Below are 12,831 nucleotides of genomic sequence, written 5' to 3'. Positions count from 1 at the left end.
GAATCTCCGTGTCGATCTGCCTGAGCTTAATCCGCCGCTTCGGTCTCGAACAGCTTCGGCATATGCGCCTGATACCAGGCCTTCAGCTCTTCGAGGGCGGGGTGATCGAGATTGCGGCGCAGATAGCCCTCGATGCGCGGCAGATGCTTGAGGTAGTCCGGCTTGCCGTCGCGCTTGTCGAGGCGGGCGAAGATGCCGGCGATCTTGGTGTTGCGCTGCGCGCCGAGGATGGCATAGGCGCGGGCGAAATCGGCCAGGTCAAAATCCGGCGTATCGGCCCGACGGGCCGCGCCATAGGCTGCGAGCAATCGCAGTTCCAGCGAAGCCGGCATATCGACGCGCGCGTCCTGGCCGAGCGAGGCCAGGTCATAGGCGGGGTGGCCGAGCACCGCGTCCTGGAAATCGATCAGGCCGAGCTTGGCATGGCCTTCGCGCCCTTCGAGCCAGATCAGGTTCGGCGAATGGTAGTCGCGCAAGGTCCAAGTCGCCGGCTGGGCGAGGATCTCGTCGAAGAGCTTGTTCCAGATCCGCGCGAACTCGGCCTGCGTCACCGCCGGCAGCGTCACGCCGGCGATATGCGGCGCATACCATTCCAGGATTAATTCGGCCTCGATCGCCATGGCCTGACGGTCGTATTCGGGGATGGCGTGGTCGATTCCTTCGGCAACCGGCAGGATCGCCGGCAAGGTATGGCGGTGAAGATCGGCGAGCAGCCGTGCCGCAGCCTCGTAGCGCTCGGCGATCGGCCGGCGCTCGGCATCGATCACGCCCTCGTTGCCGAGATTTTCCAGGACGAGCAGGCCGGTGTTCAGGTCCTCGGCCAGGATGTCCGGCGCGGAATAGCCAAGCGAGCGCAGGCCGCGATCCATCGCGACGAAGGCTTCGACATTCTCGGCGAGATGGGCGAGCGCGCTATAGGGCTTGCCGAGGCGGATCGGCGGGCCATCCGGACGCGGCGGCGAGATCATGAGGATCGAACTCTCGCCACTCGGCCGGGTCAGGCGTTCATAGGCCCGCGTCGAGGCGTCGCCGAGCATGAAGTCGCGGCGAGCTTCCCCCCAGCCGGCAGCGTCGAGGAGCCGGCGCGACGCGACCGCGATCGCGAGGCGCTGCTTCCAGAGCACGCCGCCCGAGAGATCGGCGATGCGGCCGGTCTCGGGATGATCGGGGTCGACATCGAGCACGATGTCGAGGCGGCGCCCGGCAGGCAGGCGCGAGCCCGCCCGGTCCGGCCATTCGACCAGCAGGATCAGGCGATCGATATCCTCGACCAGCCCGATATCGTCGAGCTCGTCGGGGGAGCGCACGCGGTAGAGATCGGCATGGAGCACCGTGCCCTGCGCGGTCTCGTAGCTCTGAACCAGCGTGAAGGTCGGGCTCGGCGCCTCCAGCGCCGGATCGCGCGCAAGTTCGCGCAGGATGGCCCGCGCCAGCAGCGACTTGCCGGAACCGAGATGGCCCGAGAGCGCGACGATGTCGCCGGGCTTGAGAATGGCGGCGATATCGGCGGCGAGGCGCAGCGTCGCCGCCTCGTCCGCCAGCAGAAGCCGGTGCGTGCCGGCCTTGCGGGCTTCTTCCGTCATTCGGCGGCATCCGAGAGCGGCACGCCCTGGGCCGGGAAGACCGCCGTCACCCGCGTGCCGCTGCCAGGGGCGGAATCGAGCTCGACATGGCCGCCATGGAGCTCGACGATCGAGCGGACGATGGAGAGGCCGAGGCCGACGCCGCGATGGCTGGAGCCGAGCGAATGGCTCTCGAAGCGCTCGAACACCTTCTCCACGACCTCGGCCGGAATGCCCCGGCCCTGATCGGCGACCGTGATGCGGATATCTCCGCCGGTGCGCGTCGCGTTCACCGTGATGGTCTGGCCGGCGGAGGAGAAGCCGATGGCATTGGAGAGCAGGTTGAACAGCACCTGCCGCAAGCGCTTGCCGTCGGCCCGCAGCGGGCCGGTGCGCGGGTCGATCTCAACCTTGAGATCGAGCTTGGTATCCGTCAGCCGATCGTTCAATCCAGCCGCTGCCTGGGCGATGGTGTCGGCGACATCGACATCCTGGATTTCGAGCGTCAGCGCGCCGTTGTCGATCGTGGCGAGGTCTAGAATGTCATTGATGATGGCGAGCAGCGCGCCCGACGAACGGACGATATGGGAGGTGTAGTCGCGCTGCTTCTCGTTGAGCGCGCCGACCGTCTCGGTGCCCAGCAATTGCGCGAAGCCGATGATGTTGGTGAGCGGCGAGCGCAATTCGTAGGAGACGTGATGGACGAAATCCTCGCGCAGCCGCGAGATCGTCTCCAGCGCCTCGTTCTTCTCGGTCAGAGCGCGCTCGACATTCACGCTGGCCGTGACGTCGGCGAAGGAGATCAGCGTCGCGCCGTCCGGCAGCGGTGCCGCGGCCATGTCGAGCACCGTGCCGTCGCGCCGCTCGATGCGGCTGCTGTAATCCTCGCGCGCGTCGCGCACGCCGGTGACGACGCTGTGCAATTCGCTCCAGACCTCGTCCTGCGGGAAGAGCGGCCGGCAGAGCCGGATGACCTCGTCGATATGCGGCGCGCTGGCCGCGAGATCGCCGCCCTGGATGCGCCAGGACTGGGCGAAGGCCGGGTTGGAGAGCTTGAGCCGCCCGTCCGAGCCGAACACGGCGACCCCCTCGCGCAGCGAATCCAGCGTCTCGCGCTGGGTACGGGAAAGGGCGTTGAAGCGCGATTCCAGCGTGAAGCGCTCGGTGACGTCGTCATAGAGATAGGTGACGCCGCCCTGCGGATTGGGGCTGGCCACGACATGGACGGTGCGCCCGTCCGGCAGATACCACCAGTCCTCGCTGGCACGCGTCGCGGTATAGGCGGCCTGTGCCGCCGCCTTCCAGCTGCGGTAGTCGCCCAGCTCGGGCAGACGCCGCTCGGCGCGCAGCCTGTCGAGAATCTCGCCGTCGGTCGGCTGACCGTCGAGGAAGCCGCCTTCCAGCGACCAGAGCGTCTCGAAGCCGGCATTGCGGTAGACGAGCCGCTGGGCGCCGTCGAAGACCGCAACCGCCGTCTTGAGCCGGTCGAGCGTGCCGACATGGGCGTCCATCTGGCGCTGCAGGTCGGCGCGGATCGCCTCCAGCTCGCTCATGTCGATGGCAAAGCCGGCATAGCCGGTCGCGGTCGGCAATTCCATGATGTCGAGCGTGCGCCGCTGGCCGGAAACGACGGCCGGCGAGCGCGCGGCGAAGGTCCCGCCTTCGCGCCGTGCGCGCGCTGCGGCGTCGCGTTCGGTGCGATCGAGCAGCTCGAGCCCACCCTTCACGACGGTCGCTGCGTCAATGGCTTCGACGGCGCGGGCATAGGCAGCGTTGACCCAGGTCAGGCGGCCGTCGGCATTGCGCATCCAGGCCGGGTGCGGCAACCCGGCGAGCAAGCTGGACAGCGCCGCATGGCCTGCGGTCACGCGCTCGAGCTCGCCGCGCAGGGTCATGACCTGCGCTCGCTCGCCCGTCACCTCGCGGAAGCGGATCACCGCGCGCCCGGCGACGGGGCGCCCTTCGACATCGATGAAGGGCCCCGCCTTGCTGCGCAGCGTGACATTGAACGCCTCGCCGCGCTGCTTGAGCGCATCGGTCGCGAGTTCCAGGCGCTTGGCATCGGCCGGGGGCGCCCAGCTGCCATAAGCCAGCGCCAGCGTCGCACCGGGAGCACCCAGAAAGCCGCTATCGCCTTCGAACACGGGCTCGGCGTCGCGGCCCTTCCAGCTCACCACCACCTGCGGATCGGCCGCGAGCAGGATGGAAAGCCGCTCCTGGTGGCTGCGTGCCGCTTCGAGATCGGCCGCGAGCTTGGCCTCGCGCTTCTGCCAGCGCGTCCGCTCGCGCACATAGATCAACGATGTCGTCGTGGCGAAGACGGTCAGGCCCGCCAGAACCAGCGAAAGCCCGCCGGAACTCATGGTGTCGAATGGGGCGGGCGCCAGCCATTCGCTGCGCGCCATGCCGGGAACGGTGACCGACGCCGCCGCCAGCGCGGGCAGCAATGCGCGCAAACGCCGGCCGCCATCTCGCCCCTGTCGCCTCGCCCGTGCCATTCTTGCGTCCGTCGTCTCTCCGGCGGCCTCAAGCCGCCCTATCCATCGGGCTCGTCGGAATCGGCCAGGGGAGCTGGCAGGGCTGCCATCTCCGGAGGGGCCGATCCACGCTCGCCACCACGCCAATCACATCAGAGCTTTCGATCCGGCCCGCGCATCGCGGCGGCCGAATCAGTCCCACTCTAATCACCGCTGGAGTCCGTCAGGAAGTGCTTAATGGCCGGTAAATCGTTCGATTTTGCGGGCGAACCGGCTCACGGCCGGGGACCATCAACGCCTAGCGGCATGGAGGCGTATCGGCACAATCTGTAGTGTTTCCGGGGGTGATTCCCAGAAGGCACAGCCATAAAAAAAGGCCCGGCTGACGCCGGGCCTCGCGATCGGGAGCGCCGTGGCGCCTGTCAGTAGCGATAGAGCTCGGGCTTGAACGGCCCCGACACCGGCAGGCCGAGATACTTGGCCTGCGCATCGTTGAGCACGGTCAACTTGGCGCCGACCTTGGCCAGATGCAGCGCCGCGACCTTCTCGTCGAGATGCTTCGGCAGGGTGTAGACCTTGTTCTCGTACTTGGCGTGGTGGTTCCAGAGCTCGATCTGGGCCAGTGTCTGGTTCGAGAACGAGCAGGACATCACGAAGGACGGATGACCGGTCGCGTTGCCGAGATTCACGAGGCGACCTTCCGAGAGCAGGATGATGCGCTTGCCGTCGGGGAACTCGACCTCGTCGACCTGCGGCTTGACGTTGTCCCACTTGAAGTTCTTCAGGCCGGCGACCTGAATCTCCGAGTCGAAATGGCCGATATTGCAGACGATGGCGCGGTGCTTCATCGCGCGCATGTGCTCGACGGTGATGACGTCGAGATTGCCGGTGGCGGTCACGAAGATGTCGGCGCGCGGAGCGGCGTCCTCCATGGTGACGACCTCATAGCCCTCCATCGCCGCCTGCAGGGCGCAGATCGGGTCGATCTCGGTGACGAGCACGCGGCAGCCGGCCTGGCGCAGCGAGGCGGCCGAGCCCTTGCCGACGTCGCCATAGCCGGCGACGGCCGCGACCTTTCCCGACATCATGACGTCGGTGCCGCGGCGGATGGCGTCGACCAGCGACTCGCGGCAGCCATAGAGGTTGTCGAACTTCGACTTGGTGACGCTGTCGTTGACGTTGATCGCCGGGAAGGGCATGCGGCCGGCCTTGGCCAGCTCGTAAAGGCGGTGCACGCCGGTGGTGGTCTCCTCGGAGACGCCCTTGATCGCGGCGCGGGTCTTGGTGAACCAGCCCGGATTGGCCTTGAGCTGGCGCTTGATCAGCGCGAAGAAGATCGTCTCTTCCTCGTTGCCCGGCTTGTCCAGGAACTCGGCCTTGCCGGCCTCGGCTTCGGCGCCGAGGATGATCAGCATGGTCAGGTCGCCGCCGTCGTCGAGGATCATGTTCGGCGTGCCGCCGTCGCCCCAGGTCGCGGTCTTCAGCACGTATTCCCAGTACTCCTCCAGCGTCTCGCCCTTGATGGCGAAGACGGGGGTGCCGGTCGCGGCGATCGCGGCGGCGGCGTGGTCCTGGGTCGAGAAGATGTTGCAGGACGACCAGCGCACGTCGGCGCCGAGATCCTTCAGCGTCTCGATCAGCACCGCGGTCTGGATGGTCATGTGCAGGCAGCCAGCGATGCGGGCGCCCTTGAGCGGGAACTTGCCCTTGTGCTCGGCGCGGATCGCCATCAGGCCCGGCATCTCGTCCTGGGCCATGTTGATTTCCTTGCGGCCGTAATCCGCAAGCGAGATGTCCTTGACGATGTAATCCGACACGGGTGGCTCCAATCGCTCAGCCTGAATGATGGCGGCTCTCTAGCAGTGAGCGGAGCGAAAGGCAATCAAAGATATAAAGATGTCTTTATATGATTGGAACGGATCGGCTTGAAAGCATCAAAGCCAGCCGCGTTCGCGCAAGCGCCGCAACGATATCCGACCACGCAGAAGCTCGATGAAGAACCAGGCGACCAGAAACAGAGAGATGATGCCGCCGACGATCTCGACCCAGCCGAAGATCGCCGGCATGGCAGCCTATTCCCCCTCGCCGAACTTGTCGGCGATCAGGGCCGCCAGCGCATCCAGTGCGGGTTTCGCCTCGGCCCCCTTGGCGACGATGGTGATCGTCGAGCCGATGCCGGCGCCGAGCGTCAGCACGCCCATGATCGAGGTGGCGCCCACCGTCTCGCCGCAGCGGCTGACCGTGATGTCGGCTTCATAGCGGGCGGCGCATTGCACGAATTTCGCGGTGGCGCGGGCGTGCAGTCCCTTCTTGTTGACGATCTGGAACTCGCCGTAGAGGGCCCCGGTGGGAATGTCGACGTCGGGGCAGTCGCAGTCTTCGTCCATCCTGCCCCTCTCGCGGCACCGTTACTTGCCAGCCAGCACGCGGCTGGCGACCGTGATGTACTTTCGTCCCGCATCCTGCGCGCTGGTGACGGCTTCGTCGAGAGTCTTTTCCTCGCGCACGCTGGCGAGCTTGATCAGCATCGGCAGGTTGACGCCCGCCACGACGTCGACACGGCCCGGCTCCATCACCGAGATCGCCAGGTTGGAGGGCGTGCCCCCGAACATGTCGGTGAGGATGATGACGCCGCGGTCGGTCTCGACCTGCTCGACGGCGGCGATGATGTCGCGGCGCCGGCTTTCCATGTCGTCATCGGGAGCGATGGCGATGGTCGCAAGGTTCTTTTGAGGGCCGACGACGTGTTCGAGCGCAGCGCGGAACTCCGTCGCCAAATGCCCATGCGTCACGAGGACCAGTCCGATCATTCAATCCAACACCGGAGAGCGCCGTCGGGCGCCCGGACAAGGTCGCGGTTTATGCGTCAGGAGCGCGGTATACGCAAGCCGTCGACCGTCAAACTTGTCGAAATCGTGGTTAGCGCTCCGCCTCTGTGAACAAGTCCAAGGCGTTCAACGCAAGCCTCTCGTCGCCGGCGCGCCCGGTCATGCGCAGGCGCGGGAGGTCGATGCCGACGAGGCTCTCGACGAGATCCTCGGGCTCGGGCATCCGCGCCGGCTCCTCGGCAGCCAGATCGACGATCAGCCGGATCACGACGGCTTCCGTGTGCGGCTCGGGCGTGAGGCCGAGCCCCCGCCGTTCGATGATCCCCTCCAACGGCGCGACCGGGCGCGCCACCAGCCGATCACCAGTCGCCAGAAGCTCGGTGCGGTCGTCGGCGACGAGCCGGGCGAAGCGCCCCGCCTGCGACACGAGCGTGATCAGGGCGAGCGCGAGCGTCGACTTGCCGCTTCCCGAGGCGCCGCGGATCAGGATTCCGGCTTCGCCCACGGCGATCACGGTCGCGTGGATACGGGTCCGCTCCCGCGCGGGCGCCGTGCCCCTCCCGGCGTCAGGCCGCATGGGCGTAAGCCGCCGGCAGGCAGACGATGAAGCGGGCGCCGAGGCGCTGCGCCTCGCCATCCGGGCCGATCGGACCCAACCGGTTCTCGGCCCGGATCGAGCCGCGATGCGCCTCGACGATCTGGCGCGAGATCGACAGGCCGAGGCCGGAATTCTGGCCGAAACCCTCGTTCGGCCGGTCGGTGTAGAAGCGCTCGAAGATGCGCTCCAGCGCATGCGGCTCGATGCCCGGCCCCTCGTCCTCGACCGTGACCAGCACGTCGTTGGCAACGCGCGACAGCATGACCTTCACCGGCTTGTCGGGCGGCGAGAACGAACGGGCGTTGTCGATCAGGTTGACCAGGACCTGGCCGATCCGGGAATCGTGGCCGAGCACGAGGAAAGCGTCGTCGCCGAGGCGCTGATTGCGCCGGTCGCTGCTCAGCTCGATCTTCGCCTGGCCTTCGCGCCGCGTCTCGTTCTGGATCGTCACGACGGCACCCAGGACCTGCCCGACATCGACCGGCGCGGAATCGTTGCGGGCAAGCTCGGCATCGAGCCGCGAGGCGTCGGAGATATCCGAGATCAGGCGGTCGAGCCGGCGGACGTCATGCTGGATCACCGCCATCAGCCGGCCGCGGGCATCGTCCGTCTTGGCGCGCGGCAGGGTCTCGACGGCGCTGCGCAACGAGGTCAGCGGGTTCTTCAGCTCGTGGGCGACGTCGGCCGCGAAGCTCTCGATCGCCTCGATGCGGCTGTAGAGCGCCTTGGTCATGTCGCGCAGCGTGCCGGAGAGATGGCCGATCTCGTCGTGACGGTTGCTGAAATCCGGAATCTGCTCGCGCGACTTGACGCCGCGCCGCACCCGCTGGGCGGCCTCCGCCAGCTTGCGGATCGGCTCGGCGATGGTTCCGGCCAGCAGGATCGAGAGCACGATCATCACGCCGGCCGCGATCGCGAAGACCTGGAAGATCGCGAAGCGCTCGGCGGCGATCACCGCATCGATGTCACCGCCCTGCGTGGACAGCAGCAGCGCGCCCTTCACGGTGCGGAAGCGCTGCACGGGCACCGCGACGGAGACGATGGTCTGGCCGCGGGTGTTGACGCGGACCACGCTTGCCGGCGCGCCGTTCAGGGCGCGCGCGACCTCCGGATAGGATTTGCCGTTGGCGTTCTCGAAATCGTCATAGGTCGGGACATCGGCCTTGCCGAGCCGGTTGCGCAGCATGTTCCAGGTGCGCTCCAGCAGCGGCGGCTCGTCGGGCTCGCCGACGCGCGGCAGGTCGAGGCGCAGCACGTCGCCGCGCGAATAGAGGCTGCGCGAGTCGATGGTGAGCATGCCGTCCTTGTCGTAGACCCGCGCGCGGGTCTTGGTCGGCGTCACCAGGCGGCGCAGGAGCGGGGCGACCTTCTCGGGATTGATCGAGAAATCGAGCGGGTCCTCGGCGATGCCGGCGCTCTCGCCAGCCTGAAGCTGCAGCAGCTTGTCGGGGTCGATGGTGATCGTGTCGATCTCGACCGTGGCCGAGGAGGCGATCGCGCCCGCGATGATCTCGCCCTGGGTCAGGAGGCTCTGGACGCGGGCCTCGATCAGCCCCTCGCGGAACTGGTTGAGATAAAGGAAGCCGATCAGCAGCGCGACGAGGCCGCCGAGATTGAGGACGAGGATGCGCCGCGTCAGGCTGGAGGCGGCGCGCAGCGAGATCGCGCGCGCCATGCGCTTCCAGCCGATGCCGACGCGGCGGCGCAGTACGGCGCGCCAGCCGGCAGGCTGTGCAGGCGTTCTGGCCTCGTTGTCGACGGTTGCCATGGCTGCGGCTTGCTTCGCGCTCGGGAGGAAGGCGGCGGCGAATCCGCCGCGCACCGGCCTTCCTCGTATCGGATGTCTTGGCCTCAGGTTTCCTTGAAGCGATAGCCCACGCCGTAGAGCGTCTCGATCATGTCGAACTCGGCATCGACCTGATTGAACTTCTTGCGCAGGCGCTTGATGTGGCTGTCGATGGTGCGATCGTCGACATAGACCTCGTCGTCATAGGCTGCGTCCATCAGGGCATTGCGGCTCTTGACCACCCCCGGGCGCTGCGCCAGCGACTGCAGGATCAGGAACTCGGTGACGGTGAGCGTCACCGGCTCGCCGCGCCAGGTGCAGGTATGGCGCTCCGGGTCCATGCGCAGCAGGCCGCGCTCCAGCGCCTTGGCATCCTCGGCGCGCGGAGCGACGGTCGGGTCCTTGGCGCCGGCCCGGCGCAGGATCGCCTTGACGCGTTCGACCAGCAGGCGCTGCGAGAACGGCTTCCGGATGAAGTCGTCGGCGCCCATCTTCAGGCCGAAGAGCTCGTCGATCTCCTCGTCCTTCGAAGTCAGGAAGATGACCGGGAGATCGGATTTCTGGCGGAGCCGCCGCAGCAGCTCCATGCCGTCCATGCGTGGCATCTTGATGTCGAAGATCGCCAGATCCGGCGGGTTCTGCTTCAACCCGTCGAGGGCCGAGGCACCATCGGTATAGGTCATGATGCGATAGCCCTCGGCCTCGAGGGCGATCGAAACCGATGTCAGGATGTTGCGGTCGTCATCGACCAGCGCAATCGTTGGCATAAGGCTTTCGTCTCTTGTTCTCGTTGCAATACAGGGTTCCCCTCCCGCGCGAGAGGGGCCAAAGCATGGCGGCAATCTAGCCGGGACGTGGCGATTTGCCTATGACCCCGTATCACAAGCCGGAAATCGCAGGGAGGTTCCATGGCCAAGGCCGCCAAGGACGTGATTCAGCCGATGGACGAGGCCGTGCGCGCGGAGGCCAAAGGCCTGCTGCGCGAAGCCCGCTCCGCCGCGCTGGCCACGCTCGGCCCCGACGGGCACCCTTCCGCGAGCCTCGTCGGGATCGCCACCGACATCGACGGCACGCCGGTCATCCTGATCTCGGGGCTCGCCGCCCATACCGGCAACCTGGCGGCCGATCCGCGCGCCTCGCTCCTGATCTCGCCCGGCGGCAAGGGCGACCCGCTCGCCCATGCCCGGATCACGCTGAAGGTCCGCGCCCGCAAGATCGAACGCGAGAGCGAGGAGGGAGCCCGCATCCGCCGGCGCTATCTCGCGCGCCAGCCGAAATCGGCGCTCTATGCCGATTTCCCGGATTTCTCATTCTTGGCCCTCGATATCGAAGGCGCCAGCCTGAATGGCGGCTTCGCGCGCGCCTTCGCGCCGACACCGGCCGACCTGTTGAGCGACCCGGCCCATGCCGCCGCGCTGGCGGAGGTGGAAGCTGGCGCCGTCGCGCATATGAACGAGGACCATGCCGACGCAATCGGCCTCTACGCGACTGGTTTGCTCGGCGCCAAGCCCGGGGACTGGCGCGCCATCGGGCTCGACCCGGACGGGCTCGACATGGCGCTCGGCAGCGCGACGCTGCGCCTGCCCTTCCCGGCCTCCGTGGACGGCCCCGGCGCCTTGCGGCGTGTCCTCGCGGAACTGGCTGCACAGGCGCGTGCCAAGGCAGCATGACCTCGCCGAAACCGCCTGTGAGATCGGTGGCGGCACGAGCGCGCGGCCATTTACCACAGGTTGAAATTCAATCGATTTAGAAGCCGACGCAAGGTCATCGGGCCTTTTCAATGACTTGAGCGAGGCGCCGCATCGCCTTAAAGACCATCGTGGCCTGCAGAGGCTGTCAGGGACCGCGAAACCCTGCAGCCTCCGGGGCCTCGCCTTCGACGCCTGGGCCCTGCCACCCGCCCCGGCGCATTCGTGAAGACAACGGGCCGCCGACAGAATGGCCGGCCTCCGGAGGAATTCAGTGGACAATATCGGTCAGTTCAATGCCGCCCAAGGCGCCGAGGGCTTCGGCTTCCGCAAGCTGAAGGCCGTGCACTGGAACCTGGAAGCGCCGCAGCTCTACGAGGAGTCGCTGGACCGGGGCGAATCCCGGCTCGCCCGCGGCGGCGCGCTCTGCGCCGATACCGGCACCCATACCGGCCGTTCGCCCAAGGACAAGTTCACGGTGCGCGACGCGCTGACCGAGAACACCGTCTGGTGGGAGAACAACCAGGCGATGTCGCCGGAGCATTTCGAGACGCTTCTGGCCGATTTCCTGGCCCATGCCGAGGGCAAGGAGCTGTTCGCGCAGGACCTTTATGGCGGCGCCGACCCCGTCCACCGCGTCAAGGCCCGCGTCTTCACCGAGATGGCCTGGCACTCGCTCTTCATCCGCAACCTGCTGATCCGCCCGCCGCGCGACGAGATCAACGCCTATGTGCCGGAGATGACGATCGTCGACCTGCCGAGCTTCAAGGCCGATCCGAAACGCCATGGCTGCCGCAGCGAGACCGTCGTCGCGATCGACTTCACCCGTAAGATCGTGCTGATCGGCGGCTCGGCCTATGCCGGCGAGATGAAGAAATCGGTCTTCACCTATCTGAACTACGTCCTGCCGACCAAGGGCGTAGTGCCGATGCACTGCTCGGCTAATGTCGGCGCCAAGGACGATTCCGCGATCTTCTTCGGCCTCTCCGGCACCGGCAAGACCACGCTCTCGGCCGACCCCGAGCGCACGCTGATCGGCGACGACGAGCACGGCTGGTCGAAGGAAGGCATCTTCAATTTCGAGGGCGGCTGCTACGCCAAGACGATCCGGCTCTCGGCCGAGGCCGAGCCGATGATCCACGCGGCCTCGCTGCATTTCGGCACCGTGCTCGAGAACATCGTCATGGACCCGATCACCCGCGAGGTCGATTTCGACGATCAGTCGAAGACCGAGAACACTCGCTCGGCCTATCCGCTCGACTTCATCCCCAACGCCTCGCGCACCGGCCGCGCCGGCATCCCCAAGAACATCGTGATGCTGACCGCCGACGCCTTCGGCGTGATGCCGCCGATCGCCAAGCTGACCCCGGCCGAGGCGATGTACCACTTCCTCTCCGGCTACACCGCCAAGGTCGCCGGCACGGAGCGCGGCCTCACCGGCGTCGAGCCTGAGTTCTCGACCTGCTTCGGCTCGCCCTTCCTGCCGCGCCACCCGTCGGAATACGCCAACCTGCTGCGCGACTTCATCGCCAAGCACCATGTCGATTGCTGGCTGGTGAACACCGGCTGGACCGGCGGCAAATACGGCACCGGCCGGCGCATGCCGATCCGCGTGACGCGCCGCCTGCTCTCCTCGGCGCTCGACGGCTCGCTCAACCGCGCCGATTTCCGCCGTGATCCCTATTTCGGTTTCGCGGTGCCGACCTCGGTGCCCGGCGTCGAGCCGCATATCCTCTATCCCGTGAAGACCTGGCAGGATAAGGCCGCCTTCGCCGAGACGGCCAAGAACCTCACGGAGATGTTCGCCAAGAACTTCGCCAAGTTCGAGGACCATGTCGACGACGCCGTGAAGGCTGCGGCACCGACGAGTTCGCTCGCGGCCTGAGACCCGC

11 protein-coding genes are annotated in these 12,831 nt (G+C 67.1%); 2 read left to right on the top strand and 9 right to left on the bottom strand.

The window, feature by feature from the left end; genetic code table 11:
• Positions 1–26: 26 nt before the first annotated feature.
• The 9 genes from tsaE to ACFJGT_RS26020 all read right to left on the bottom strand — a co-directional run bounded on the left by tsaE (position 27) and on the right by ACFJGT_RS26020 (position 10,018).
• Entirely contained in the window at positions 27–1,583 is a 1,557-nt protein-coding gene (gene tsaE / locus ACFJGT_RS26060) for a tRNA (adenosine(37)-N6)-threonylcarbamoyltransferase complex ATPase subunit type 1 TsaE (RefSeq protein ID WP_377844415.1), read from the bottom strand.
• Positions 1,580–4,018: an ATP-binding protein gene (locus tag ACFJGT_RS26055; protein ID WP_377844411.1), complete on the bottom strand. Its 2,439-nt coding sequence runs from the start codon at positions 4,016–4,018 to the stop codon at positions 1,580–1,582. Before ACFJGT_RS26055 ends, tsaE begins: the two co-directional genes overlap by 4 nt.
• 443 nt (positions 4,019–4,461) lie before the next feature.
• Positions 4,462–5,868 carry an adenosylhomocysteinase gene (gene ahcY, locus ACFJGT_RS26050; protein WP_377844408.1) on the bottom strand — a complete coding sequence of 469 codons (1,407 nt, stop codon included), beginning with the start codon at positions 5,866–5,868 and terminating at the stop codon, positions 4,462–4,464.
• A gap of 105 nt (positions 5,869–5,973) precedes the next feature.
• Positions 5,974–6,105, bottom strand: a complete 132-nt coding sequence (locus tag ACFJGT_RS26045; protein ID WP_377844406.1) for a hypothetical protein — start codon at positions 6,103–6,105, stop codon at positions 5,974–5,976.
• A 6-nt stretch (positions 6,106–6,111) separates the two neighbouring features.
• A complete protein-coding gene (locus ACFJGT_RS26040) occupies positions 6,112–6,426 on the bottom strand; it encodes an HPr family phosphocarrier protein (RefSeq protein ID WP_377844404.1) in 315 nt (104 codons plus the stop codon).
• A 21-nt stretch (positions 6,427–6,447) separates the two neighbouring features.
• Positions 6,448–6,849: a PTS sugar transporter subunit IIA gene (locus tag ACFJGT_RS26035; protein WP_377844399.1), complete on the bottom strand. Its 402-nt coding sequence runs from the start codon at positions 6,847–6,849 to the stop codon at positions 6,448–6,450.
• Between the two features lie 109 nt (positions 6,850–6,958).
• Positions 6,959–7,444 (bottom strand): HPr kinase/phosphorylase, encoded by a 486-nt coding sequence (locus ACFJGT_RS26030; RefSeq protein ID WP_377844397.1) that lies wholly within the window; start codon positions 7,442–7,444, stop codon positions 6,959–6,961.
• On the bottom strand, positions 7,434–9,233 hold the full coding sequence (locus ACFJGT_RS26025; protein ID WP_377844393.1) for a stimulus-sensing domain-containing protein: 1,800 nt from the start codon (positions 9,231–9,233) through the stop codon (positions 7,434–7,436). Before ACFJGT_RS26025 ends, ACFJGT_RS26030 begins: the two co-directional genes overlap by 11 nt.
• 83 nt (positions 9,234–9,316) lie before the next feature.
• Complete coding sequence (locus ACFJGT_RS26020) at positions 9,317–10,018, bottom strand: response regulator transcription factor (protein ID WP_199085238.1); 702 nt, start codon at positions 10,016–10,018, stop codon at positions 9,317–9,319.
• 141 nt (positions 10,019–10,159) lie between these two features.
• On the opposite strand from ACFJGT_RS26020, the gene ACFJGT_RS26015 reads away from it, so the two are divergent.
• The gene (locus tag ACFJGT_RS26015) at positions 10,160–10,921 is read left to right on the top strand and encodes a HugZ family protein (RefSeq protein ID WP_377844390.1); all 762 of its coding nucleotides are present in this window, start codon (positions 10,160–10,162) and stop codon (positions 10,919–10,921) included.
• Positions 10,922–11,189: 268 nt separating this feature from the next.
• The gene (locus ACFJGT_RS26010) at positions 11,190–12,824 is read left to right on the top strand and encodes a phosphoenolpyruvate carboxykinase (protein ID WP_377844387.1); all 1,635 of its coding nucleotides are present in this window, start codon (positions 11,190–11,192) and stop codon (positions 12,822–12,824) included.
• Positions 12,825–12,831 lie beyond the last annotated feature (7 nt).

The organism is Allobosea sp. UC22_33 (genome assembly GCF_042700715.1).
GTDB lineage: Bacteria > Pseudomonadota > Alphaproteobacteria > Rhizobiales > Beijerinckiaceae > Allobosea.
The sequence above is the reverse complement of the archived record's forward strand: the minus strand, read 5'-3'. Positions and strand labels throughout refer to the sequence as shown.